This window comes from Acinetobacter bereziniae LMG 1003 = CIP 70.12 (assembly GCF_000368925.1).
In the GTDB taxonomy this organism is placed as follows: domain Bacteria; phylum Pseudomonadota; class Gammaproteobacteria; order Pseudomonadales; family Moraxellaceae; genus Acinetobacter; species Acinetobacter bereziniae.
The window spans coordinates 876,926-902,226 of record NZ_KB849756.1; the positions used below are offsets into that span (position 1 = coordinate 876,926).

A 25,301-nucleotide genomic window follows, 5' to 3' on the forward strand; every position below is an offset into this window, starting at 1 on the left:
AACGGAGACTGCTAAAAAATTGAAAAGTATTCATAGAATAAATACCCAATAAACTCTGCTTATCACACTTATATGGACTTTGAGTAAGATCGTGACCAAGATTGATTAACTTATACTCACAAAACAACAATACTTTTACCTTAATGTTTAGATAAAAAATCGTTATTAATAAATAATATGTTTATTTTTTCACCTTATTTTTTAATGAAAGAATAAATCTAATGTCATCAGGTCTTCGTATTTCCCAAAACTAATATTAAAACTTTAGAGGTAATATGTTTATGCTGTTACTCATTGCGATACTTATTCAAATTATCACACTTTGGGCTATTTTCTTTTTCGCGCTGTCTCGAAACATAGGGGCTGTGATCATCATAGTGATTTCCATCTTAGCTGCATTGATCAGCCCATGGTCTCTGATCATTGGTCTTCCACTGATTTTAATCAGTCTGGTGTTAGTCATTGAACCGTTGCGAATGCAAGTATTGACCAAGCCTGCCTACAATACGCTTGCCAATGCGATGCCAAGTATGAGCACCACTGAACGTGAAGCGCTTGATGCAGGTACCAGTTGGTGGGAAAAAGAATTGTTTATGGGTGCACCCGATTGGGAAAAATTCAATGATTACCCTTATCCGACACTTTCAAAAGAAGAGCAATCATTTTTAGATAACGAAGTTGAACAACTGTGTCAATTATTGAATGAGTGGGAAATCCATCAAAATAAAGACTTAAATGAACAAACTTGGCAATTCATTAAAGAAAAAGGCTTTTTTGGACTGATCATCCCCAAAGAATATGGTGGACGTGAATTCACTTCATTTGCTCAAAGCCGAATTATGAGCAAGATTGCATCTCGCTCATTGACTGCGGCAGTGACATGTATGGTGCCAAATTCATTGGGTCCTGGTGAGTTATTGCTCAACTACGGAACTGACGAACAAAAAAATCGTTATCTTCCTGGCTTAGCCAAAGGTGAAGAAATTCCATGCTTTGGTTTGACCAGTCCAGAAGCTGGTTCTGATGCTGGGGCAATTCCAGATACAGGCGTTGTATGTTATGGCGATTTTGAAGGACAACAAACCCTCGGTTTAAAGATGAATTTCTCCAAACGCTGGATTACCTTAGCACCAGTCGCCACTGTAGTCGGTTTAGCCTTTAAACTTTATGATCCCGAAGGGCTATTGGGGGATAAAAGCAAAACTGAATATGGCATCACTTGTGCGCTTATTCCTGCATCTCATGAAGGCGTTGTTGTAGGACCTCGCCACCATCCGGGCGGTTCACCCTTTATGAATGGTACGGTTGAAGGACGAGACGTTTTTATTCCAATCGACTGGATCATTGGTGGTGCTGAAAACGCAGGTAAAGGTTGGCGAATGTTGATGGAATGTCTTGCCGTCGGACGAGGAATTTCACTGCCTGCCCTATCTACCGCAGCCAGTGAAATGACCTATTTATCTGTCGGTGCATTTGCAAAAATTCGTCAACAATTCAAGCTTTCGGTAGGTCAGTTTGAAGGGGTACAAGAAGTTAGCAGTGAAATCGTCAGTAGTACTTATAAACTTGAAGCTTTCCGTTATTTAGTCACCTGTGGGCTTAATCAAGGAGGTAAGCCTGCTGTGATGACAGCAATGGCAAAATACTATGCAACTGAGACCATGCGTAAACTGGTCAATCATGGTATGGACATTACAGGCGGTCGTGGTATTCAACAAGGTCCACGCAACTTCCTTGCCAATATGTACCAAGCTATTCCAATTTCGATTACGGTCGAGGGTGCAAATATTTTAAGTCGTTCCCTCATGATCTTTGGACAAGGTTCTATGCGCTGTCACCCCTATTTGTTTGAAGAGCTACAACTTTTACAAGCTGAGGATAAAAATGTGGCTCTCGAAACCTTTAATACCATGCTCTACCAGCATTTAGGTTATACCTTGAACCGAGCTGCCCGAGCATTTACATATGGTTGGTTTGGTTCAAGCCAGCATCGACCAGATTCCGCAGACAAGTTTACTCAACCTTATTACAAAATCATCAATCGCTTGAGTGCTGACTTTGCACTGACTGCGGATATGTGCTTAGGGCTTTTAGCTGGAGATATTAAACGTAAAGAAATGCTTTCAGGGCGATTAGCCGATATTCATTCACATATGTTCATTGCAACGGCGATTCTCAAATTTTATGAACATGGTCAAAGAAGTGAAGCCGAACAATTACATGCCCAACTTGCTTTAGATGAAACGCTTTATCTGGCACAAGAAGCATTTTTCGGCTTGTTTGATAATTTCCCGATTCCAATCGCCTCAGGTCTGGTGAAGTTTGTTTGCTTCCCATTCGGTAGACCACTCAAAAAACCAAGTGATCGTCAAAAGAGTGAAGCTGCTGAATTGATCATGCAGAACAATCCATTCCGTGATTATCTAAAAACTCAAGTCTATTATTCGGTTAATCCTCAGGATGCCTTTGGTCGAATGGAAGCAACCTTTAATCTACTGACAACAGTAGAAAATGAGTGGAATCACTTTAAAAAGGCGGAATCTAAAGGTGAATATCAAGGTCTTACATTTGAGGAACGTTTGGCTGATGCAGTCAGTCGTGGGGCAATTCAGCAAGATCTTGCAAATAAGTTGGCGGAATATAATGCGTTACGCTATGACAGTATGCTCACCGATATTTTTGACGAAAAACTGGAACGCGTATTGGAACTAGATAACCCCCATCTTCATCAAACATAGAAATATTTGGGAATACACTATTCTCAATGCTATAAACTTTTATCAAAAGCAGTGAATCACCTTCACTGCTTTTTCTTAGACCTATTGCCAATGGGGGCATTAAACTATTTCAGTATAGTGTCAAAAATACAACAGCACAGGAAAAACGATGATGTCTAAACAAGATTATGAAAATGGCTTAAAAGTCCGTACAGAAGTGATGGGTGAAAGTTTTGTCAAACGTGCCCAAGACAATACTGTGCCTTTTACACAACCACTGCAAGACTGGATAAATGAGCATGCATGGGGCTCGACTTGGCAACGTGAAGATGTATTGCCTCGTAAATATCGCTCATTGATTACCATCGCATTTCTGGTTGCACAAAAAAGTCCAACTGAACTTAAAGGTCATATTCGTGGTGCTTTAAACAATGGTGCAAGCGTAGAAGAAATACAGGAAGTTCTTTTACACAGCCTTCCTTACTGTGGCGCACCGACAACTCAAGAAGCTTTTCGAGCTGCACTTGAAGTCATCAACGAATACCAAAGCCAGCTGTCTTAGTTTTATAGAGCTTTGCTTTTGATCAATCGTCGATATTTACAAGATATATCTACGATTGAATCATTAGTTCCAAAACACATTGAACGTATAAAAAAACTCATCGACTTCAAAACGAATGTGATAACCCAATTGTGTCAACTCGGAAGATAGTGCTCGTATATCTTCTAAGGCTAAATGCTTGGGTAAAACTGTAAATACTGCGGTATTGCCCTGCTTTGCATTTTCTTCAATCATTTGAGCAAGGCGAATCTTATATAATTCGATATTGAGATTTGAGTTTGCTGCCAGCTGTTTTGCATCATCGGCATGAATAAACATTTTTATTTCCATATTTTTATTGCGGTCATTACAAGATATAAATAAAAGTAAAAATACGCTGTGTGGTTTGTGTTAGCTAAGATATCTTTAAAATTCAAATCAAAGCTAAGCTCGCTAGATCGATCAATTTACACATTTTTTTCAACAGGTCTGAGCGGTTTACATACGATCAATTCATAAAATTTAAAATAAATCCACTGCTTTATTTGAATGAAATTTAACTTTTATGTTTAAAAAGTAAATGATAATTGTTATTATTTACTTAATTTTTAACCTTTATTGATTTGATTGCCTATGAATAGCCAGACTGAACTCGATGCGCTGAATGCATCAGTTTCAACTCCGACTGTCTCTGCACGAGCTAAATCCACACCCTCCCTGTTAAAATACCGCTTCATGATTTTTTATCGATTTGCCTTAGCAATTTTAGGTGGCTATTTACTTGCCTCTTTGTCCGCTATGGTGATCGCAAAAACTTTTGCAGATTATCGAGCCTCAGCTGCGATGGCATCTACCCTACTTGCTTTCTGTATTCATTGCGCCGCTTTCATTTGGGTATTTATGGTCAACAAAACCTTTAAAGCCAGTTTAGGGATCGTTGTTCCATGCATCATTTTATTGATCATTTTAAAAATGATGGGGAACTAACATGCGTGTAGATGCAAAAGTTGAAGGTCCACGTCAATCCATGTCTTGGCTACATACATGGGCAAGTCTAATTTTGGGTTGGTTACTCTATGCGATTTTTTTAACCGGAACATTGAGCTTTTTTCAGTCAGAAATTTCTGTTTGGATGAAACCTGAAACTCACCAATCTGTTCCAAGCTCATCGCAATTACAACAAACTCAAGTTGCTTTAAATTATTTACAGAAGAATTATCCCGATGCAGGCAGTTGGACCATCCAATTACCAAATTCGAGACAAACCACCACTGAGTTAAACATCCGCAAACAAGGTGAAGATTTACAAGCCCGCCGTGGTGGTGAACGCATCACCATTGACAGTGCAACAGGTCAAGTTATCGAAGCACGAGACACTCGGGGTGGTGGTTTTCTTTATCGCTTTCACTTTGAACTCTATGGCGTAGATCGGATTTGGGCACGTTGGTTAGTCGGTCTAGCAACCATGTTAATGTTTGTTGCGATCATCAGTGGCATCATTACACATAAAAAAATCTTTAAAGATTTCTTTACTTTCCGTTCTGGGAAAGGACAACGCTCTTGGTTAGATGCACACAATGCTACAGCGGTTTTTGCACTTCCTTTTCATATCATGATCACATTTAGTGGTCTGTTATTGCTCATGTTTATGTTTATGCCTTGGGGGATCAACCAAGTTTATGAAGATCGACAAGAGTTTTTTCAGGAAATGCGTGGTGGTGTTCAACAGAATAATACACGTAATCGAACAACAGAAAATCGTAACGGAACTGCAAACACAGCTCAAGGGCAAAGTGGTCAAGCTCAACAAACTGCGGGCAATGAACAACGTTCACGTGGTGAAAGACGTGCTAAACATCAACAAGAAGCTGGACAGCCCGCAGCACTCACTGATTTAGCACCAATTATTGCAAATGCACAAACCCAGTGGAAAGATAATCCAATTGCGTCAATCCAGATCATTGCACCAAACACTACCAATGCAAGCATTGAACTTAGAGCACTTTATGCAAAAAGTGTAATACAACGTGGTGTATATCCTGTTTTAAAGTTTGATGGTGTTACGGGGAAAGACATCTCTGATGATCTACAAGCCAGAAATACTTCTGTTCCAATGGGTATCTACAACGTTGTGACTGTCTTACATGAAGCACGTGGACTAGATTTGACTTTCCGCTGGTTATTGTTCTTTTCTGGTGTTCTGGGCACTTTAATGGTGGCTACGGGCTTGATCTTGTGGTGTGTAAAAAGAGCGCCTCAACAGCAAAAACAAGGTTATAAATCTTTTGGCTATCGCTTTGTAGAGGTCATGAATATTGCTGCAGTGATTGGATTACCGATTGCTTGTGCAGCTTATTTCTATGCCAATCGTTTTATTCCTTTTGAAGTAGAAGCACGTCTAAACTGGGAAATTCGTGCCTTCTTTATCGCATGGCTTGCAAGTTTAATTTATGCGGCAATCCGACCACATCGTCAGGCTTGGTTAGAACTTTTAATGCTGGCAACCATTGCCTATGCCCTGTTACCACTCATTAATTTTATGACAGGCGGTCAAGCACTTTGGAACAGTATTGCCAATGGTCAATGGATGATTGCATCTTTTGATTTAATGACATGGGCAATCGCAATTTTGTTTTTCTTGTCATTTTATAAAGTCAAAAAACATAAAGGGCTTCCAGTCAAAAAAGCTAAAAATGTACCAGCAACCAAGGAGATCGCTGTATGATTTTCTTCTTATTGATTTGGTCTATATCCAGTTTAGCGATGATTGCACTTGCCAGCGTTATGTCAAAACATCAAAAACAAATTTATGGTCATGAATTAGCAAAAAAACCAACCCTATTTGCGACACTATCAGGTTGGGGCTTATTGTTCATCTCTTTAATCATCTGCTTAATGTCAGGAAAACCGAGTAGTATGCTGAGTCTATGGGTGGGCATACTCACTTTTTCAGCATTATTCGTAGGATCATTGTTGAGCTATTACAGTACTAAAATAAAAACTGTAGCAATCATCTGCCTCATTGTAAGTTGTATTACAGGCATCATCCTACTGGTCTAAATTGTTTGGTCAAAATCAGTTATACTCTTAAGCCAATCTTAGATTGGCTTTTTTGTTAAAACTCTTTTGTCTTTACATTGGTATTTTTATGTCTAAACCACTTTCAATCCCTTCAGAATTGTTAAATCGTGCTGCGATGGGAAATCCTGCTACACAATTTGAACTTGCTGAAATTTACATGCAAAGTGAGGATGAAGATAACAACCAACTCGCCGAAGAATGGGCATTGAAAGCAGCACAATTAGGACATGTAGAAGCCATGTACTGGTTAGGTGAAGGCTATACTTATTATGCAAAAGAAATTTTGGAAGAAGACCCAGATGAATCCAAAACCTACTTCGAGCATGCATATCGCTGGTTAGAACAAGCCGCAAAACATCAACACCCTGCTGCATTATTAGAATTGTCTAATTTTTATCGTCGTGGTGATGTGGTTGAAAAAGATCTACTTAAATCTGTGGAATTGCTAGAACAATCCGCGAAATTAGGTGAAATTCAAGCCATGCGTGATTTGGTCTGTGTTTATGAGCATGGCTTAGGTGTTGATATTGATGATGAAAAAGCAGACTTCTGGGCAGATAAAGTCAAAACGATTGAAGATACTGAAAAATAAAGCAGTGCATCAAGTCTAATAATATGGGCTTGATGCTGAGTTTCTTTAATTAACTTCTTACTGATCCATAAATCTTCACTGTACACCGCAATATTCTTATTTTTAAGGTATTCAATTCCACCTGTCCTCACATAACCTGTTGAATCATTGGCAAATACGGCTATCATTGCAAAAATTGAACTCAGCATGATGATTTTAACCAATAGAAATACAAGCCTTGACTCATATTTCTATCATCCTGTCTTAGCACTAAAACGTTAAAAGGTTTAAATGCGGTCTAAAACTGGCTGTTGATAATTAAACTTAACCTGTTCTTCAATAGCTAAGGCGATATTAAATACCTTTGGTTCTTGGAAAGCAGGACCTATGATTTGCAATCCTACTGGTTGCCCATCAATCAAACCACATGGGATAGTTAATGCAGGTAAACCTGTTAAATTACTCGGACCCGTAAAACGAATAATATGATTTAATAGATCGACACGCTCACCATTAAGTTTTGCAACTGAACTGCCTATATCAGGTGGCAAAATAGGTAATGTTGGTGCAATCAAAACATCAATTTCTTCGAAGGCTTGGGCAAACTGTTGTTTTAGTTCCCTTCTTAATTGTTGAGCTTGTAAATATTCTACTGCCGTTGGCAACTCACCCAATTCAAATAATAGACGAATATCATCGCCAAAATCATTTGGACGCTGCTGTAAATCATCATGGTGAATCGTAGCGGCTTCTGACAGACTCGTCACTAATTCTACATATTCAGCATTTTTCAATGCTGGGATTGTGACCTTCTTAATGATAGCACCACGCTGCTCAAGCTGAGCAATTTGTTCACGAACTAATTTTTCAATCGGCGCATCGACTTGATGAAAGAAATAGTCTTCGTTAATACCAATGACTTTACCTTTGACATCACTATTGAGCAAGGCAATATAATCTGGAATTTCAACGTGTTTAGAGGTCGGATCTCGCTCATCAAATCCTGCTATTACTTTTAACATAGCAGCAGCATCTGCAACAGTTTTAGCCATTGGTCCAATATGATCTAAAGTCCATGCCAATGGAAAACAACCATACTTTGCAACTAAACCATGAGTTGGTTTTAACCCAACTAAACCACATGCTGAAGATGGGATACGAATTGAACCTGCTGTGTCAGTTCCTAATGTAATGGTCGACATTCCTGAAGCAACAGCTGCACCTGAACCACCGCTTGACCCTCCAGGAATCTTATCAAGATTCCATGGATTACGGCACGGACCGAAATGTGGACTGTTATTGGTAATGCCCCATGCATACTCATGCATATTTAACTTACCGATAATGATTGCGCCCGCAGCCTTGAGTTTGGAAATCACAGTTGCATCATCACTAGAAATGAAATTGGCATGAATCTTAGAAGCCATAGTGGTCACTTCACCACCAATATAAATATTGTCCTTAATCCCCATTGGAATACCGTGGAATATGCCCTTATAGTTTCCTTGCGCAATCTCTACATCTGCTTGAGCAGCCTCTGCTAAGGCTTTATCTGCGCGAAATGAAATATATGCATTGATTTCTGCATTGTAATCTTGAGCATGTTGCAATACGAGTTGAGTTAAATCTACTGAACTTACACTACGGTCTTGAATGCGTTTAGCCAACTCGACAACTGAAAGGTTTAAGAGGTCTTTATTTAACATGATCGCCTCCAGCTGTATTTGTGACACAAATATCATGGTCATTTTTAGTTTGAGTCTGAACCGTTTTTTTTAGCGCTTTTATTCCTTGCCATCTTTGTTCTAATTCTGCTTGAGTTTTCGGATTGACAGGTATATTCAGCTGTCCCAATATTTTTGTTGCACTAATATCCATTATTATCACCATCCTTTTGGAAAATTATATTTTCAGATTGACCATTCGATTCCCATAAATCTGGCGCCTCAATAAAATTATAATTATTGAATTTCACCTATAAAGATCATTTAATAGACAATCAGCTCCAATTTAATTGGATATAAAAAATATAATATTAGACCTAGGTTGTATTGACAAATAAAACCTCCAATATAATAAATCACTCAATATAGTTAAAATAAAAAAATTATTATAAATAAAACCACCCCACACTCAATAAAATAAATTTATACATTTATTACCAGCATATTTGTCATTAATTACAAAAACTTAAACATCAAAAGTTAAAAAATATATTCATAAAATAGGAGAAAATATATATAAATTTTAAACCCATATTTACATTAAAAATACTAATCTTTATTCATATCGATATTAGGTTTCTTGCATCAGGCATTTTAAAAATTATAATTCAACACAAAATCTTCCCCATCCTTGTTTTATCCCTTTGGGAGAACGAACTTTCAATATTAATATGATTCGTTCAACATGATCATTTTTTTATTTATGAAAAAAATGTATTTAGGATCGTTTATAAACAAATAATCTGCCCTATCTAAGCACTCAGTTCTACCCACTTTGACGAATAATTCTATTTCTGTTTATCACAATATTAAATTCCATCCAAATCAGGAAATTCAATATTTTGATAACGATGAGCGTAAATAGCGACATCAAAAGTAATGTGAGTCGAAATATCATTCATGATCTGTTCTTGAAAAAGGACTTCTTTTTCTAATATGGCATTCCAATACTCAGGTTGATCTGAAAAGTTTTGATAGTAGTCTAGTAGCTCGATGACCCCACTTAATAAAGCCACCAATGCTTGAGATTTATCTTGTTTTGATACCATCATTGCAAAAGCATCTAAACAAATCACTTCAATTTCATCCAGTTCCTCATAATCATCTGCATATTCATCAATTGCCGCATTAGAGCGCTGAATCTTTTGTTGATAGTGAATCAAAAGCTCATGATCAATATCATTAAATAGTTGGGATTTATTGATGGTAATTTGATAATTTTTTTCAATAAAAACATAAAAATGAGGTAATTTCTCATAAAAACTAAAAAGGGCTTTGACCAAACTTTTACGTTGTTCAATTGAGGCTTGTTCAATCGCTTGTTTGAGTGCAAAAGTATGTAAATCAATAATTTTAACGATATCTATCATTTTTTCAGCCCCAATACTGACTTTTTAAAACCATAAAACCAATCCAAAGAAAAAGTAACGTCATCACACTTACAATAAATATCACACTGATCAGCACATATCTCAACCAAGCGGGTTGACGATTCAGTGCTTGGCTAAAACCTGACAAATGCTTTCTTAATCGTCCCACTACATACATCGAACCGGCAATAGCCACGGCAAAAACCAAAAAATACTGGGCAATAAAAAAGATTTTAGCGAGCCACGACCCTCTTAAATCAAACCACCTCTGAGAATAAAATAAAAAAGCGTCTTGGGGTTGTGCTGGGTTAACCCAAACCTCAAATTCATGCTTGTTTATTGAATGTTCAAACTTTTGCTGTGAAGATTGCTTTAAAGTATCAGATTGATCTGTAACCCACAGATAATACTGCCGAGTAATATCAGGTTGTTCGACTGTATACATCTTTTGTTGATAACGATACTCATAGATCACATTCATATAAGCAAAACTGGTACTGCGCCCGATTCGATACTGTTCAGCAGAGTAATCAATGATACGAACGTGTTGTACTTTTTCCCAAGTCGGATGCCAGAGTTTAAATTCTTCAAATTGTATACGTGGTGAAGCGGTATAAACACACTGCAAAATAAAATAGCTACAGATCAACACCAAAGCATGCACATGGCTGTGCTTGGAAAGAGAAAATTTGCGCCCTAGAAATACAGAGAAAATGATATAGAACAAGAACACATAGAGAAAAATGTGAATATTTTCATCTGCAATAAAATAGAAAAATATGCCAAAAATCACAAATACAGCTACAAATATAACGCCTAAATATTGTTTAATTTGATATGAATGCATTATTTGCCTTTATTATGATGTTGATCGCTTTATTGATACTGAACTATTTTTCATACAGATTTTGCCCAAAAACTAATTCTATCTTTTAGTTGAATATTAACCAACTACATTTGAACTCTAATAAAATCTAGGTACAATAGTCGCCAGTCGAGGGATGCTGCGACTTTTTCACAGGCACATAAATGTGAAATCGCTAGGCTCGACGATTCGGTCAGACATTCGTGCTGGTCAACAACGGCATCCGCGAACTGAATGATCAATATTTGTTATTTATAAAGGAGATCGTGATGAACGCGGTTAATGCTTCATTTACAGATTATAAAGTTGCTGATATTTCCCTAGCCGATTACGGTCGTAAAGAAATCAAACTTGCTGAAGCAGAAATGCCAGCATTGATGGGTTTACGTAAGCGTTACTCAGCAGCAAAACCACTTGCTGGTGCAAAAATTCTTGGTTGTATCCATATGACCATTCAAACCGCTGTTTTGATTGAAACACTGGTTGAACTTGGTGCAGAAGTACGTTGGACTTCATGCAACATCTTCTCGACTCAAGACCATGCTGCTGCGGCTATTGCTGCTTCTGGTATTCCAGTATTTGCTTGGAAAGGTGAGACTGAAGAAGAATACATGTGGTGTCTTGAACAGCAAATCAATGTAAATGGCAAACCTTGGGATGCCAACATGATTTTAGATGATGGCGGTGATTTAACTGCTGTTGTTCATGAAAAATATCCTGAACTCATCGCTAAAATTCATGGTATCACTGAAGAAACAACTACAGGCGTACAACGTCTACATGAAATGTTCCGTGATGGAACATTGAAAGTTCCAGCAATCAATGTCAATGACTCGATTACCAAGTCTAAAAATGACAATAAATACGGTTGCCGCCATTCTCTGAATGATGCCATCAAACGTGGTACAGATATGCTTTTATCTGGACGTCGTGCACTCGTAATTGGTTATGGTGATGTGGGTAAAGGTTCTGCTCAATCACTTCGTCAAGAAGGCATGATTGTTCGCGTAACTGAAATTGACCCAATCTGTGCAATGCAAGCATGTATGGACGGTTATGAAGTCGTTTCTCCATACAAAAATGGTGTTCAAACAGGTAAGAAAGAAGATATTAACTTAGACCTTCTTCAAAATACTGACCTCATTGTGACCACAACAGGTAACTACCACGTGTGTGACTCAGCAATGTTGGATACGTTAAAAGCAGGATCAGTGGTGTGTAACATTGGTCACTTCGATACTGAAATTGATACCAACTATTTACGTGACTACAAATGGGTTGAAGTTAAACCACAAGTACACCAAGTTTATCGTACAGAAAATGAAAACGATTATTTGATCCTTTTATCTGAAGGTCGTTTGGTTAACTTAGGCAATGCAACAGGTCACCCTTCTCGTGTAATGGATGGTTCTTTTGCCAACCAAGTATTAGGTCAAATGCATCTATTTGCTGAAAAATTTGCAGATCTTCCAGAAGATCAAAAAGCAGCAAAAATCCGTGTTGAATTAATTCCTAAAAAACTGGATGAAGAAGTTGCTGCTGCAATGGTTGCTGGTTTTGGTGGTGTATTGACACAATTGACTCAAGAACAAGCAGACTACTTAGGTGTGCAAGTTGAGGGTCCGTTTAAATCTGAAGCTTATAAATACTAAGTTTTCATTCTATCTACCCTACACTTTCAAAGTTTATATATTGAAAGTGGATATCCTCTCTTTAGGGAGAGGATTGGGTAAAAGTGAAAGATATTAAAAAGCATTTATAAAAAAGGATTTAATCATGAGCAAACGTATTCCCATTTCGTTTGAGTTTTTCCCAACCAAAACCGATGCAGGTGCGGAAAAACTTAAAATCGTTCATCAAGAATTGCAACAATTCAATCCAGAGTTTTTTTCCATTACTTATGGTGCTGGTGGTTCTACCCGTGAACGTACTTTAGCCGCAATTAATGATTTTAATGGTAAAGGTACACCTGTTGCCCCACATCTTTCATGTATTGGAGATGATAAGGCACGCATTGCTGAATTATTAGATATTTATAAGGCACAGGGTATTGATCGTATCGTTGCATTACGTGGTGATTTACCATCAGGTCAAGTTGGGCTAGGTGAACTCCCTTATGCGACCGATTTGGTTCGTTTTATTCGTGAACATACTGGTGACCACTTTAAAATTGAAGTCGCAGCATACCCAGAAATGCATCCTCAAGCGGAAAGCTATGATGCAGATATTCAACACTTTATTGAAAAAGTAAATGCTGGAGCAAATGCAGCCATTACTCAATTTTTCTTTAATCCAGATGCCTATTTCTATTTTGTAGATCGTATCCAAAAAGCAGGAATTGATATTCCTGTTGCACCAGGCATTATGCCAATTACCAATGCCAGTAATTTAATTCGCTTTGCTGATGGTACGGGTGCTGAAATTCCACGCTGGATCCGTAAGCAACTTGCCACTTATGGTGATGACTCTGCCAGTATTAAAGCCTTTGGTCATGAGGTGGTCGTTAAACTGTGTGAACGCCTTATCGAAGGTGGTGCGCCAAGTTTGCACTTTTATACGATGAACCATACTGAACCGAATCGTCAGCTTGTCCTTGATCTTGGCTTAGCTTAAATCAAAAAATTGAATTCCTTACTTGTGAGTTAAACTGAATGCCTCGCTTTTATATTGAAACGGATCTGGCTGTCGATACGACAGTTGAACTGACTGAAACCGTATTTCATCATTGGGTTAAGGTATTACGTGCACAAGTCGGTGAACAAGCCACTTTGTTCAATGGACAAGGTGGAGAATATGAAGTGCGCTTAACAGAGGTTGCTAAAAAGTCAGCTTCTGTTGCGGTGCAATCATTTCACCCCGATAATCGGACGCCTGCTTTCAATGCTTTGCTAGGACAAGTCATGAGTAAAGGTGATCGTATGGATTATGCCATACAGAAAGCGGTTGAACTTGGTGTATCCAAAATTCAATTACTGACTTCTGAACGTTGTGAAATGCGTTTAAAATATGACCGCGACCAAAAAAAGCTTGATCATTGGCAAGGTATTGCGATTGCTGCTTGTGAACAGTGTGGGATGAATATTGTGCCTGAAATTCTTGCTCCTTTGAGCTTACAAAGCTGGCTGGAAAATAAATTACCAGAGACTCGTTTTGTTCTTGCTCCTGAAAAAGAGCAAACCGATGTTCTAGCAAATGCATCCTCAAATCTTGCACTTTTGATTGGTCCAGAAGGTGGACTCAGTGAAGCAGAAATCTTGACAGCGAACCAATATGGCTTTAAAAATTGGTGTATTGGTCAACGTGTATTAAGAACCGAGACTGCACCTATCGTTGCCCTGTCTATTTTGAATTATTATTTCCCATTAAAGTGACTTCTATCACACAAAGCAATTGCAAATTTGGTGATTTCACAGTATTTTAGTAGCAAAGAGACTATTAATTAACAAATTTTCAATAGTTGCTCCCCTTAAACCTACGCATTCTAAAAATAGCAGAGGTGCAACAGCTAATGAATGATGTTCAGGAAGAGCTTCTTTCATATGATGTGAATTCATCGAACATCAGAAAGACTGTTAAAAATATCCGAATTTTTTTTATTTGGGTATTATTTACGTGCATTTGTGATGCCTTTATTTATCTTTATTTGTTTAAGACACATACCGATTTACTGACATCTTGGTTTGCTACCACTGTTTTATTTATCCTGTCGATCTGTATTTTTCTAACTTGTATGCTGTATCAAAAGAAAAAAAAATCTTTTAAGCATATGCATGTATTTTTTCAATTTTTTAGTCTAATTCTAGGCAGTCTCTTTGGTATTGGCATCTATATTATCAATTTAGAATTGACCAGATTACCCGATACACTTAACCCTTTTTATTCTTTTCTTTTATCCAGTTTTTTGTTGAGTTTTTCTTATGTCATGGCGATGAACTTTCTGAATCAACGATTCAGTTATTTCACCGCTTTGTTTGTCCCGTCTTCGATTCCTGTTTTCAGCATTCCATTACTATTTCCACAAAATACCAATGAAGTGTATAGCACAGTATTTATTGTTTGGTTCGCATTGTTATTTTTCAGTGCGTATATCTCACATAAAATTTACTTGAATTCGGAAATTTTAAATCTGAAAAATCGCGTATTGATTAGACAATCTCAGCAACAACTTGAACAATCAAAAGGTTTACAGCTTCAACTCAAAAATGAAATCTCCAAAACTGAAACCATGAAAAATGAGTTGCAACTGCATAATCATTTATTAGAACAAAAAGTTAAAGAACGAACATATGATTTTAAGCAAATGAATGATCGTCTTGAGAATCATCAAGCCAATCTTACCTTTGCACATGAAACCGCTGGAATCCATTCATGGGTCTGGAACATAGAGAAGCGTACCTTTGAAATAGCCGACTCAAAGAGTGATGCTGAATTTAGACAATTAAATCTTAAACAGAACAGTGTAGATGATTTCATTCATCCTGAAGATATTGAAAATTATAAAACTCTACTTAAACAACATCTCAAAGGCAAGACTGAACGTTTTGAAGCAATTTATCGTGTAAAGCGCGATGATCAATGGTGCTGGATTCAGGATATTGGTAAAGTAGTTTCAAAGAACTTTAATAATAAACCATTAAGAATGGTGGGTATTCAACGCAATATTCAAAAAGAAAAAACAGATCAAGAAAAATTAAAACTGGCTGCGAATGTTTTAGAACAAGTGGCTGAAGGTGTATTTATTTTAGACAATAATTTGTGTTATTTAGAAGTAAATCCCTATTTTGAACAACTTCTGGCATATACCGAAAATGATTTGATTGGTCGCCATCTCTTTGATATTACACTCAACAACAATGCACGTACGCAAAAGATGTATACGGTGATTACCCAAAGTTTAGTCCAACATGGTGAATTTGAATCAGAATTACAAATTGATTTCACATCAGGGAAAAAGTTGGTGCTTTGGGTACATATTAATGCGATTTATGATGAAAAAAATAAAATTTCAAACTATGTAGGCATTATTACGGACTTAACTGATCGCAAAAAGCAGGAACAACGACTCTCTTATTTAGAACACTACGATATCCTCACCGATCTGCCTAATCGCTTTTATTTCAAGCAACGACTTCATCATTATTTAACCCATTATTCGAGTACATTTAAAAACTTTGCGGTTTTACGCATTAACATTGATCGTTTTAAACTGTTTAATGAGTTCATGAGCCATAAAGAAGGTGATGAATTACTCAAACGAGTGGCACATCGCTTAAGATTATGTTGTAGCAATGCCTCGCTTATTGCCTATTTGAACAATGATGATTTTGCTGTGATATATAATTTAAACAGTAATATCAATATTCATCAGCATGCACAAAACATCTTAGATGCATTTAAACAGCCGTTTGAAATCAATGCACAAGAACAAACCATTACGCTTTCAATTGGGATTGCCCTGTACCCAGAGCATGGGCTGCAACTGGATAGTTTAAATGGTCACGCAGAATCTGCTTTGAGAGAAGCCAAACGCTTAGGTGGCAATACAGTTTATTTTTATTCTGATAAGAAAACACCTTTACTGAATCAAGGTATAAACTTAGAAAGCGAACTTCGAAAAGCGATTAAACATAAAGAGTTGACTGTCCACTATCAACCTAAAATCTGTGTTAAAACACAGCGTATTTATGGTTTTGAAGCTTTAGTGCGTTGGCATCATCCTACACTGGGCTATATTTTGCCTGATATTTTTATTCCACTCGCAGAAGAAACCAGTTTAATTTCTGATATTGGATTGATCGTATTGCATGAAACCTGTAAACAGATTCAGTATTGGCAATCTCTTGGCTTTGATCACTTTAGAGTATCCATCAATATTGTTGCCCAACAAATCTATCGTGGTCAGTTGATTGAAGATATTGATTATGCGCTTAAAAAATATAATATTTCTGGTGATATGCTTGAACTTGAATTAACCGAATCTTCTTTATTTGAAAAATCAGACCAAGTCAATTTACTTTTAAAACAACTGAAAGATCGTCATATTTCAATTTCTTTAGATGATTTCGGTACAGGTTATTCTTCCCTCGCCTATCTCACCAGTTATCCATTTGATATTTTAAAAATAGATAAAGCCTTTATTTCAAAAATTGGTCAAGAGAAAGACGAAGCGATTGTGAATGCAATTATTGCCATGGGAAATGCCATAGGGATTACGCTTGTTGCTGAAGGTGTAGAAACCAAAGAACAGGCATTATTTTTAGAAAAACATGGATGCTATATTTTACAAGGATTCTATTTTTCTAAAGCACTTTCTTCAGCAGACAGTACAAAATATTTAGAACAGCATAAGCTAATTACGATTTGCTAATTTTTTTAGACTTTAAATCTATAACTTTGTTGGAAATAACTGCTTTTTGACTGTCGGTATTGTTCAACAAATGTTATATTCGATCAAATTTAGTCAAACCACCAGCCTCGCTGGAACATGTAATAATCGAGATTCAGATGGATGATCAATCTTTAAAACAGCAAGCCCTTTACTATCACGAATTTCCAACACCAGGAAAAATCAGCGTCACACCAAGCAAGCAATTGGTCAATCAACATGATCTAGCACTTGCCTACTCTCCTGGCGTCGCAGCACCTTGTTTAGAAATTGAAAAAGACCCTTCTAAAGCTGCGCTTTATACTGCGCGTGGTAACTTGGTCGCAGTGGTCAGTAATGGTACAGCCGTTTTAGGACTGGGTAACATTGGTCCATTGGCATCTAAGCCAGTAATGGAAGGTAAAGGCGTATTATTTAAAAAATTCGCGGGTGTCGATGTTTTCGATATCGAAATTGCTGAAAATGATCCTGATAAAATTGTTGATATCGTAGCAGCATTAGAACCTACTTTTGGTGGAATCAACCTCGAAGACATTAAAGCACCAGAATGTTTCTATATTGAACAAAAACTTCGTGAACGCATGAAAATTCCTGTGTTCCATGATGATCAACACGGTACCTCTATCATTGTTGGTTCAGCACTTCTCAATGCCTTGCAATTAAACGGCAAGAAAATTGATGAAATCAAAATTGTCGCTTCTGGCGCTGGCGCTGCGGCACTTTCATGTTTAGATTTACTTTGTGCGATTGGTGCGAAAAAAGAAAACATCATTGTGGCAGACTCACGTGGTCTATTAACCACAAAACGTGAAGGCTTAGATGAGTCGAAAAAGCGTTATGTACAAGATATTGAAGGCTCTCAAATCGCTGATGTGATTGCAGATGCTGATATGTTTTTAGGTCTTTCAGCAGCAGGAATCTTGACCAAAGAAATGGTTAAAGTGATGGCAGCAGATCCGATCATCTTTGCCTTAGCCAACCCAGATCCTGAAATTTTGCCTGAACATGCACATGAAGTACGTCCAGATGTGATTATGGCAACAGGTCGTTCAGACTATCCAAACCAAGTCAACAATGCGCTGTGCTTCCCTTATATCTTCCGTGGTGCGCTTGACGTAGGTGCAACAACAATTAATGAAGAGATGAAAATTGCTTGTGTGCATGCAATTGCACGTATGGCACATGTTGAAGCAGATGCTGCATCTTATGGTGAAAAATCTGCATCGTTTGGTCGTGATTATTTAATTCCACGTCCACTTGATCAACGTCTGATTTTGGAAATTGCACCTGCTGTAGCACAAGCTGCGATGGACTCAGGTGTAGCGAGTCGCCCAATTGCTGACTTCTCTGCTTATCGTCAACGTTTATCTGAGTTTGTCTATAACTCAGCATTGATGATGAAACCTATTTTTGCGCAAGCAAAAACTGCACCTAAACGTATTGCTTATGCTGAAGGTGAAGATCTTCGTGTATTACGTGCAGTACAAATTGCAGTTGATGAAGGTTTAGCACAACCTATTCTTGTGGGACGTACTTCTGTCATCGAAACCAACATTAAGAAATTGGGCTTACGTCTAGAACATGGTCTAAACATCACGATCGTTGATCAAGAGAAAAACCCTGATTACGATAAGTTTGCAGATGACTATTACAACTTGATGCAACGCAAAGGCGTAACGCCTGAGTATGCTCAACGTGAGTCACGTCGTCGTTCTACGCTGATCGCTGCAATGTTGGTTCGTCATGGTTTAGCAGACGGTATGTTATGTGGTACTTATGCAAGTTATGACATTCATTTAGACTTTGTTAAAAATGTGATTGGTCTGAAAGATGGTCGTAGCACATTCTTTACTCTAAACGCATTGATGCTTGAAGATCGCAATATTTTCATTGCCGATACTTATGTAAACACCAACCCAACGGCTGAACAGCTTGCTGAAATGACAATTTTAGCTGCTGAAGAAGTTCGTCGTTTCGGTATGACGCCACGTGTTGCTTTATTGTCGCATTCAAGCTTTGGTTCAGACCAAAACGATCCAAGCGCACAGAAAATGCGTAAAGTGTTTGAAATCTTGACTGAGATTGCACCAGAGTTGGAAGTGGAAGGCGAAATGCACGCAGATGCGGCATTAGACGAAAACATTCGTCATTTTGCATTCCCAAATTCTCGCTTCAAAGGTTCTGCAAACTTGTTGATCATGCCAAATCTTGATGCGGCAAACATTTCATTCAACTTGTTAAAATCTACATCAGGCAATAATGTAACGATTGGTCCTATTTTGCTTGGTGCTGCGAAGCCAGTTCATATCTTAACACCAACTGCAACAACACGTCGTTTGGTGAATATGACTGCTTTAACCGTTGCTGAAATTCAACAAGCTCAAGGCTAACCCAGCTTAGGTATAAATACTGCAGAACTTTAGTCAAGCAACTCAAGTGCTGTACTTGAGAAAACCTCTATTCTGTTGCATGATGGCATCAAGAATAGAGGTTTTTTCATGCAAGTTTATTTAGTAGGCGGTGCCGTTAGAGATCATTTACTCGGTCATCCCTATCACGAAAAAGATTATGTTGTGGTTGGTGCTACGCCAGAACAACTTCTTGCCCAAGGTTATCAACCTGTGGGAAAAGATTTCCCTGTGTTTTTACATCCAGAAACAAAAGAAGAATATGCGCTCGCACGTACTGAACGTAAGTCAGGACATGGGTATCATGGCTTTGAGTTTTTTACTGATCCAGATGTCACTTTAGAAGAAGATTTGATTCGCCGTGATCTCACCATCAATGCCATGGCAATGGATGATGCTGGTCAAGTTTATGACCCTTATCACGGACAAGATGACCTTAAACATAAAGTTTTACGTCATGTTTCTAGTGCTTTTGCAGAAGACCCTTTACGTGTGTTGCGTGTAGCACGTTTTGCTGCTCGATATGCTCAATATGGTTTTCGTATTGCCGATGAAACCATCAGCTTAATGCGCCTATTGGCTGAGTCTGGTGAGTTACAAGCTTTAACACCAGAACGAGTTTGGAAAGAAACTTCTCGTGCTTTATTGGAAGATCATGCTGATGTTTATTTTGAAGTATTACGTGAATGTGGTGCTTTAAAAGTTTTATTCCCTGAAATTGATGCACTGTTTGGTGTACCACAACGACCTGAATATCATCCTGAAATTGACTGTGGTATTCATACCCTGATGTCTCTACAACAAGCATGTAAAGCCAATTATGCTTTGGATGTGCGCTTTGCTGTACTGGTACATGATCTGGGTAAAGCGCTTACGCCAAAAGATGAGCTACCACGGCATATCATGCATGAAGAACGTGGTATTCAACCTGTTACGGCGGTATGTGATCGTTTGCGTGTACCAACTCAAACCAAACAACTTGCCCTTGCTGTATGTAAAGAGCATTTAAAATGCCACCAAGCCTTTACTTTAAAAGCAGGCACATTATGGCGCTTACTACAACGTTTAGACGTATTGCGCCGTCCAGAGCGTGTTGAAGCGTTTGTTCAAGCTTGTGAATGTGATGCAAAAGGTCGTTTGGGTTTAGAAGATCGTGAATACCCTCAAGCCCATTTCCTTTTAGAGGTGATGAAAACTGTACGTAGCATCAAAGCCTCAGACTTACCATCAGAAGTTCAAGGTGCAGATATTGGTGAGATGCTGATTCAAAAACGCATCGAGGCGATTACGCACTTAAAAGATCAATTAGGTCATCATCATACAGTTTAAGCAAAAAACCTCTCAGAAATTTGAGAGGTTTTTGTAAATTCAAAATGTTAGCTAAATGGGTTTGGTGTATTCCACGGCTCATTTCTATAAATAATTTTTCCGTCCTCTACACAGAGTATCCATGTGTAAAAAAACTCTTCACCTAAACCTCGACTTTCAAAACTTGCTTGAGGTAATAATGGTACAATTTTCACTAATAATTCAAATAGATAAAGTGAATGAACTGCAAAATCTGCTTTCCCCTCGCTAAAAGCATTCAGTAAATCAAGATACACATCCTCATGAATAGCATCTTCTTTTAAAATTTCAAGAATTTTTTGCTTATGCTCAGAGATATCAATTTCTTCAAAGTTATTATTGGTTATATGTAATTCTGTATAAAAACTCATGACCGTCTCCTTTAATCATTTTACTGATATTTAAATAATCGTAAAATTCTCATTTATCCAAGCTTGTGCTAGTTCTTCTGATTCAAATTCTTTGATAGTAGCTTGATCAGAATCTATATAGATGATCTCAAAATACTTTAAAATATTGTTTCCATAAATAGAGTTTATATGTGAAATTTTATCACTATCCAATGCTGTATGTTTTTCTACATTGATTAGATCAGATATTTCAAAAGATTTTAAGTTTAAATTTTCACAACTATAACTATTCAATTCTTCTTCAAAATCAGGGAATATTTTATGAAAACTTTCCATCCAACTATGAACATTATACGTTTCAATATTTTTAAAACTTGGTAAATCAGGACTACTCGTTCTTACTTTTTTTACAGTCTCAAATGCAAATAATGAGCCTAAATTACAAAATCTAATAACTTGAATATTAAATATATAATCTGGATTTAAGTAATTTCCATCATCATCTTGTATAAAGTATGGTTTCATTTAGTCACTCTTTAATTATTTATTTTATTTAAAATAATATGATTGCATACCCAACTAAAAACTAACTAGGTATGCAAAATTAACTACGACACATCCGCAGGAAATGTAATCACCTTTTCCAGCTTCATTTGGTTCATCACCACCATCAATAGACGATCGATTCCTAAAGCGATCCCTGCACATTCCGACATATTCGGCAAAGCCGTCAATAAATACTCATCGACAGGCATTACATGTAAACCAAGTTTTTCACGCTCAGCATTATCCGCTTGAAAACGACTACGTAAAACTGCTGCATCTATCAATTCATCATAGGCATTGGCAAGCTCAAGTCCCTCGATATAAAGCTCAAAACGTGCAGCAACTAACTCACCATCTTCATCAATTTTAGTTTTCGCCAATGATGCCAATTCTGGTGGAAAATCAGTTAAAAATACAGGTGTATCAAAGCCTAAACTCGGTTCAACCATATGTGAAAATAACAAATCAATATATGCCAAACGGTCATCACCCAAATCCAGATTTAACCCGACTCGGTGGGCTGCATCTTTAAGTTCTGACAAAGTTGCCTTAAGCGGATTTAAATCTAAACGATCAATAAATGCGTGTTTATAACTCAAGACTGTCGGACGAACATCACCAAAACGTTCAGCCAAAACAACATTTAATAGATCTGTCACTTCAAACATCAAGTCTTTTAAACTAAAGTGCGGACGATACCATTCCAACATGGTAAATTCACTGTTGTGCTTGCGACCATGCTCATCATCACGAAATACTTTGCAAATTTGATAAATTGCCCCGCTGCCACTTGCCAATAAACGCTTCATCGCAAATTCAGGAGAAGTCTGCAAATAATGCGTCAGCTTTTTACCTTGTAGATGGCGTTGAGCTTGTATAGAAGCCAAATGAACATCTGTGACACCTGCTTGCGACAAGATAGGTGTTTCAACTTCCAAAACATCCCGTTGCTCAAAAAACTGACGAATTTGCTGATACAATTTTGCACGTGCTTTCAGTGCCTGAAGATCACAAGTCGGTTTAAAGTTAGTCATCATGCTTTTGGACCTCCATGAGCAGACCATTCACGGCGTAAAGGATAGCTTTTACGGAGATAATCAAACGCTTTTTGATCCACCTTTCCATCTTTTAGACAATCGCGCAAATTATCATCATCACGCTGAATATTATAGATTTCAGTCAAATAGTTTTTCAGTGTCTGTTTAATACTATTGCCATAGAAATATTGTTCACAAGCAGGCAATTGTGATTCAAATTTCTTGTGTGCTGAGTAATCAAATCGTTTGCAAAATGCCTCGTAGATCATCTGTGTCCCTCTCGCCTTGCCCTCTAAACTATAGCCTGCGATATGGGGTGTTACGAGAGTAATTAAATCAAGTAAGCGTTGTGAAATTTCAGGCTCATGTTCAAATACATCGAGCACCACTTGACGTCGTGTTGTTAAAATATCTGCAATCAATGCCGCTTCTTCAATTACTGCACCACGTGCAGAATTAATGAGGATTGTTTCTGGATGCATCATCGCTAATGTTTCAGCGTTGATTAAATGATGTGTTGGATGTTGCCCTGTGTGTGTTAAAGGTACATGTAGGGTCACTGCGTTGGAATTTTTAAGTAATTCTTCAAGTTCAACTTGTCTAATGCTGTCATGTTGCACAAAAGGATCATGACCGATCACATTCCAGCCCAATAATTGCGCCATGTAAGCTAAACGTGTTCCCACATTACCTAAACCTACAATGCCTAAAGTAAACTGTTTTCCTGCGTCCAAGAATTCTGGATGAAGATGTAATAAAGCAGTGATGACGTATTCTGCAACAGCTTGTGCATTACATCCTGCTGCATTCGACCATGTAATTTGATGATTTTCTAAAGCTTCAATATCTAAGTGATCTGTACCAATTGTCGCACTTCCTACAAATTTTAATGCAGTATTTGCGATTAACTGTTGATTAACCTTTGTGACCGATCGAATCAATAAAGCATCAGCATCTTTCACATTGTCGTAGCTAAGATTGCGCCCTGCTGCTTGATGAATTTCTCCGAATTCTGAAAAGAAATATTCAGTAAATGCTAGATTTTCATCTGCAACAATTTTCATAACACTATCCACACATTAAGCTGTCGCTATGATAAACCTTTGAACCTATTAAAACTATGTTGTTCATAGATCTAATTTCTAAAAAGTATGCCGCTTAAGTCAAACAGCCATATTCAATATCATTATTTAGACTTTTAAGTCTTGATAGAAGCAAATATTATCTAAATAATTAAAATCGAATTATTCTGACGACTCATAATTATTAAGAAGCTTATAAAATAAAAAAACTCAGCCAAGTCCTTTATTTACAAAGCATTGATTGTTAATTTTAAATTTATAATAAAAAATTCATCAAATAGGACTTGTTAATCCAAGCACTTGCACTATAATGCCGTTGAGTTTATTCAATGGAGATCCTAAATGGGAAGTTGTTCGAGGTTCGGGTTTAATTATCTTTTAAATCAAAGCGAATACTGAGCAATATAGCCTATTAGGTCGGCTATCTTGCAATGAGATAGCCTTGAAAAAATTATACTTTAATCCCCCCTATAAAATTTTTACATATCAGCAAAAATTTAATGTGTTGACTACAACCCGTTTAGTTTCTCACCTAAAAATGGGGAGAAGCCGATGTTTTTACATGCTTCCATTCAATGGTATTGTGCAATCAGTGTATTTTTACTCTGTTGGATTATTGTGCTTGCTCAAAAGAGTAAAGCTGATCCTCTTTTAAATACTGACGATGCATCCATTACTGCAGCACACCGCTGCCAATTAGAAAGTGCTTATTCACATAGTACATCAGGTACATGGTCATACCAAGTCACTCCTGCATGTAACTTTTCTGAAAATCTAGAAATTTCAGTAGGATATCATGCATCGAAAGATGTTGATAATGTCCATGGTTTTTCAGCTCAAGCAAAAACTGTATTAAAACCTATGAATCAGTTCTGGGGAATTGCAAGTAGTCTGATGCTGTCACAAGACGAACAGTCTCAGCATTCTTCTGATCTCGATTGGTTTCTCAATCTACCAATGAGTTTTAATTTAACTCCGCGTTTAGAACTTGATACCAACTTGGGTTACCAATATGCGCCTGATCATTCACGTTTAATTCGTTGGGGAATTGCAACGCATTATTCGCTTAACGATCGTTGGGCGTTAAGTGCAGAAACTTATAATCAAGATCGTGATGCGCCCTTCTTTCAGACCGCTGTGCACTATCGCCTGATCCCAAATATCATAACACTTGAAGCTACTTTCGGTGATCGTTTCAATGCTTTCCGACAGCGATGGTTTGGACTTGGATTAAGTTACACACCTTAATTACAATCTTAATTAACCCCTTAATTTTA

The 25,301-nt window shown here is 37.5% G+C and carries 22 protein-coding genes and 1 pseudogene; 13 read left to right on the forward strand and 10 right to left on the reverse strand.

What is annotated here, in order from left to right; translation table 11 throughout:
- Window positions 1-281: 281 nt before the first annotated feature.
- Both F938_RS14055 and F938_RS14060 read left to right on the forward strand, forming a co-directional pair.
- A complete protein-coding gene (locus F938_RS14055; RefSeq protein WP_005032712.1) occupies window positions 282-2,738 on the forward strand; it encodes an acyl-CoA dehydrogenase in 2,457 nt (818 codons plus the stop codon).
- Between the two features lie 151 nt (window positions 2,739-2,889).
- Window positions 2,890-3,279: a carboxymuconolactone decarboxylase family protein gene (locus F938_RS14060; protein ID WP_010591089.1), complete on the forward strand. Its 390-nt coding sequence runs from the start codon at window positions 2,890-2,892 to the stop codon at window positions 3,277-3,279.
- Between the two features lie 63 nt (window positions 3,280-3,342).
- On the opposite strand, the gene F938_RS14065 is transcribed toward F938_RS14060, so the two are convergent.
- Complete coding sequence (locus F938_RS14065) at window positions 3,343-3,597, reverse strand: hypothetical protein (protein WP_004829182.1); 255 nt, start codon at window positions 3,595-3,597, stop codon at window positions 3,343-3,345.
- 294 nt (window positions 3,598-3,891) lie between these two features.
- Here F938_RS14065 and F938_RS14070 point away from each other — a divergent pair, with 294 nt between their 5' ends.
- The 4 genes from F938_RS14070 (at window position 3,892) to F938_RS14085 (ending at window position 6,931) form a co-directional block, all read left to right on the forward strand.
- The gene (locus F938_RS14070) at window positions 3,892-4,245 is read left to right on the forward strand and encodes a hypothetical protein (protein ID WP_004829183.1); all 354 of its coding nucleotides are present in this window, start codon (window positions 3,892-3,894) and stop codon (window positions 4,243-4,245) included.
- Between the two features lies 1 nt (window position 4,246).
- Window positions 4,247-5,983, forward strand: coding sequence for a PepSY-associated TM helix domain-containing protein (locus tag F938_RS14075; protein WP_005032715.1), 1,737 nt, complete (start codon window positions 4,247-4,249; stop codon window positions 5,981-5,983).
- Window positions 5,980-6,318: a DUF3325 domain-containing protein gene (locus F938_RS14080; protein ID WP_005032717.1), complete on the forward strand. Its 339-nt coding sequence runs from the start codon at window positions 5,980-5,982 to the stop codon at window positions 6,316-6,318. The genes F938_RS14075 and F938_RS14080 overlap by 4 nt, the downstream gene beginning before the upstream one ends.
- An 88-nt stretch (window positions 6,319-6,406) precedes the next feature.
- On the forward strand, window positions 6,407-6,931 hold the full coding sequence (locus tag F938_RS14085) for a tetratricopeptide repeat protein (protein WP_005032719.1): 525 nt from the start codon (window positions 6,407-6,409) through the stop codon (window positions 6,929-6,931).
- 44 nt (window positions 6,932-6,975) lie between these two features.
- On the opposite strand, the pseudogene F938_RS24770 reads toward F938_RS14085, so the two are convergent.
- The 5 genes and pseudogenes from F938_RS24770 to F938_RS14105 form a co-directional block, all read right to left on the reverse strand.
- Window positions 6,976-7,119 (reverse strand): annotated as a pseudogene (locus tag F938_RS24770) (DUF4424 family protein); the annotation flags it as partial.
- A gap of 78 nt (window positions 7,120-7,197) precedes the next feature.
- Window positions 7,198-8,616, reverse strand: coding sequence for an amidase (locus F938_RS14090; protein WP_005032726.1), 1,419 nt, complete (start codon window positions 8,614-8,616; stop codon window positions 7,198-7,200).
- Window positions 8,606-8,788, reverse strand: coding sequence for a hypothetical protein (locus F938_RS14095; protein ID WP_005032729.1), 183 nt, complete (start codon window positions 8,786-8,788; stop codon window positions 8,606-8,608). Before F938_RS14095 ends, F938_RS14090 begins: the two co-directional genes overlap by 11 nt.
- 655 nt (window positions 8,789-9,443) lie before the next feature.
- Entirely contained in the window at window positions 9,444-10,004 is a 561-nt protein-coding gene (locus tag F938_RS14100) for a hypothetical protein (protein WP_005032731.1), read from the reverse strand.
- A gap of 4 nt (window positions 10,005-10,008) precedes the next feature.
- On the reverse strand, window positions 10,009-10,851 hold the full coding sequence (locus F938_RS14105; protein ID WP_004829203.1) for a hypothetical protein: 843 nt from the start codon (window positions 10,849-10,851) through the stop codon (window positions 10,009-10,011).
- Between the two features lie 287 nt (window positions 10,852-11,138).
- On the opposite strand from F938_RS14105, the gene ahcY reads away from it, so the two are divergent.
- From ahcY to F938_RS14135, 6 genes are all read left to right on the forward strand, one after another.
- Window positions 11,139-12,521 carry an adenosylhomocysteinase gene (gene ahcY, locus F938_RS14110; RefSeq protein WP_005032733.1) on the forward strand — a complete coding sequence of 461 codons (1,383 nt, stop codon included), beginning with the start codon at window positions 11,139-11,141 and terminating at the stop codon, window positions 12,519-12,521.
- Between the two features lie 124 nt (window positions 12,522-12,645).
- The gene (gene metF, locus F938_RS14115) at window positions 12,646-13,482 is read left to right on the forward strand and encodes a methylenetetrahydrofolate reductase [NAD(P)H] (protein ID WP_005032735.1); all 837 of its coding nucleotides are present in this window, start codon (window positions 12,646-12,648) and stop codon (window positions 13,480-13,482) included.
- Between the two features lie 38 nt (window positions 13,483-13,520).
- Entirely contained in the window at window positions 13,521-14,240 is a 720-nt protein-coding gene (locus F938_RS14120) for a 16S rRNA (uracil(1498)-N(3))-methyltransferase (RefSeq protein ID WP_005032738.1), read from the forward strand.
- 557 nt (window positions 14,241-14,797) lie between these two features.
- Window positions 14,798-17,236, forward strand: a complete 2,439-nt coding sequence (locus tag F938_RS14125; protein ID WP_227563965.1) for a sensor domain-containing protein — start codon at window positions 14,798-14,800, stop codon at window positions 17,234-17,236.
- 137 nt (window positions 17,237-17,373) lie between these two features.
- Window positions 17,374-19,644, forward strand: a complete 2,271-nt coding sequence (locus F938_RS14130) for an NADP-dependent malic enzyme (protein WP_005032740.1) — start codon at window positions 17,374-17,376, stop codon at window positions 19,642-19,644.
- Between the two features lie 108 nt (window positions 19,645-19,752).
- Window positions 19,753-20,991, forward strand: coding sequence for a multifunctional CCA addition/repair protein (locus tag F938_RS14135; protein ID WP_005032742.1), 1,239 nt, complete (start codon window positions 19,753-19,755; stop codon window positions 20,989-20,991).
- A gap of 47 nt (window positions 20,992-21,038) precedes the next feature.
- Here F938_RS14135 and F938_RS14140 read toward each other — a convergent pair whose 3' ends face one another.
- The 4 genes from F938_RS14140 to F938_RS14155 form a co-directional block, all read right to left on the reverse strand.
- The gene (locus F938_RS14140) at window positions 21,039-21,380 is read right to left on the reverse strand and encodes a hypothetical protein (protein ID WP_005032744.1); all 342 of its coding nucleotides are present in this window, start codon (window positions 21,378-21,380) and stop codon (window positions 21,039-21,041) included.
- A gap of 30 nt (window positions 21,381-21,410) precedes the next feature.
- Window positions 21,411-21,884, reverse strand: coding sequence for a hypothetical protein (locus F938_RS14145; protein WP_005032747.1), 474 nt, complete (start codon window positions 21,882-21,884; stop codon window positions 21,411-21,413).
- A gap of 83 nt (window positions 21,885-21,967) precedes the next feature.
- The gene (gene epmA / locus F938_RS14150) at window positions 21,968-22,942 is read right to left on the reverse strand and encodes an EF-P lysine aminoacylase EpmA (RefSeq protein WP_005032749.1); all 975 of its coding nucleotides are present in this window, start codon (window positions 22,940-22,942) and stop codon (window positions 21,968-21,970) included.
- Window positions 22,939-24,006: a 4-phosphoerythronate dehydrogenase gene (locus tag F938_RS14155; protein WP_005032751.1), complete on the reverse strand. Its 1,068-nt coding sequence runs from the start codon at window positions 24,004-24,006 to the stop codon at window positions 22,939-22,941. Before F938_RS14155 ends, epmA begins: the two co-directional genes overlap by 4 nt.
- Window positions 24,007-24,576: 570 nt before the next feature.
- Here F938_RS14155 and F938_RS14160 point away from each other — a divergent pair.
- On the forward strand, window positions 24,577-25,272 hold the full coding sequence (locus F938_RS14160) for a hypothetical protein (protein ID WP_005032754.1): 696 nt from the start codon (window positions 24,577-24,579) through the stop codon (window positions 25,270-25,272).
- Window positions 25,273-25,301 lie beyond the last annotated feature (29 nt).

Excerpts from the sequence above, each read along its gene's own strand:
- F938_RS14055 (WP_005032712.1), top strand. The coding sequence starts at position 282 with ATGCTGTTACTCATTGCGATACTTATTCAAATTATCACACTTTGGGCT.
- F938_RS14060 (WP_010591089.1), top strand. The coding sequence starts at position 2,890 with ATGTCTAAACAAGATTATGAAAATGGCTTAAAAGTCCGTACAGAAGTG.
- F938_RS14065 (WP_004829182.1), bottom strand. The coding sequence starts at position 3,597 with ATGTTTATTCATGCCGATGATGCAAAACAGCTGGCAGCAAACTCAAAT.
- F938_RS14070 (WP_004829183.1), top strand. The coding sequence starts at position 3,892 with ATGAATAGCCAGACTGAACTCGATGCGCTGAATGCATCAGTTTCAACT.
- F938_RS14075 (WP_005032715.1), top strand. The coding sequence starts at position 4,247 with ATGCGTGTAGATGCAAAAGTTGAAGGTCCACGTCAATCCATGTCTTGG.
- F938_RS14080 (WP_005032717.1), top strand. The coding sequence starts at position 5,980 with ATGATTTTCTTCTTATTGATTTGGTCTATATCCAGTTTAGCGATGATT.
- F938_RS14085 (WP_005032719.1), top strand. The coding sequence starts at position 6,407 with ATGTCTAAACCACTTTCAATCCCTTCAGAATTGTTAAATCGTGCTGCG.
- F938_RS14090 (WP_005032726.1), bottom strand. The coding sequence starts at position 8,616 with ATGTTAAATAAAGACCTCTTAAACCTTTCAGTTGTCGAGTTGGCTAAA.
- F938_RS14095 (WP_005032729.1), bottom strand. The coding sequence starts at position 8,788 with ATGGATATTAGTGCAACAAAAATATTGGGACAGCTGAATATACCTGTC.
- F938_RS14100 (WP_005032731.1), bottom strand. The coding sequence starts at position 10,004 with ATGATAGATATCGTTAAAATTATTGATTTACATACTTTTGCACTCAAA.
- F938_RS14105 (WP_004829203.1), bottom strand. The coding sequence starts at position 10,851 with ATGCATTCATATCAAATTAAACAATATTTAGGCGTTATATTTGTAGCT.
- ahcY (WP_005032733.1), top strand. The coding sequence starts at position 11,139 with ATGAACGCGGTTAATGCTTCATTTACAGATTATAAAGTTGCTGATATT.
- metF (WP_005032735.1), top strand. The coding sequence starts at position 12,646 with ATGAGCAAACGTATTCCCATTTCGTTTGAGTTTTTCCCAACCAAAACC.
- F938_RS14120 (WP_005032738.1), top strand. The coding sequence starts at position 13,521 with ATGCCTCGCTTTTATATTGAAACGGATCTGGCTGTCGATACGACAGTT.
- F938_RS14125 (WP_227563965.1), top strand. The coding sequence starts at position 14,798 with ATGAACTTTCTGAATCAACGATTCAGTTATTTCACCGCTTTGTTTGTC.
- F938_RS14130 (WP_005032740.1), top strand. The coding sequence starts at position 17,374 with ATGGATGATCAATCTTTAAAACAGCAAGCCCTTTACTATCACGAATTT.
- F938_RS14135 (WP_005032742.1), top strand. The coding sequence starts at position 19,753 with ATGCAAGTTTATTTAGTAGGCGGTGCCGTTAGAGATCATTTACTCGGT.
- F938_RS14140 (WP_005032744.1), bottom strand. The coding sequence starts at position 21,380 with ATGAGTTTTTATACAGAATTACATATAACCAATAATAACTTTGAAGAA.
- F938_RS14145 (WP_005032747.1), bottom strand. The coding sequence starts at position 21,884 with ATGAAACCATACTTTATACAAGATGATGATGGAAATTACTTAAATCCA.
- epmA (WP_005032749.1), bottom strand. The coding sequence starts at position 22,942 with ATGATGACTAACTTTAAACCGACTTGTGATCTTCAGGCACTGAAAGCA.
- F938_RS14155 (WP_005032751.1), bottom strand. The coding sequence starts at position 24,006 with ATGAAAATTGTTGCAGATGAAAATCTAGCATTTACTGAATATTTCTTT.
- F938_RS14160 (WP_005032754.1), top strand. The coding sequence starts at position 24,577 with ATGTTTTTACATGCTTCCATTCAATGGTATTGTGCAATCAGTGTATTT.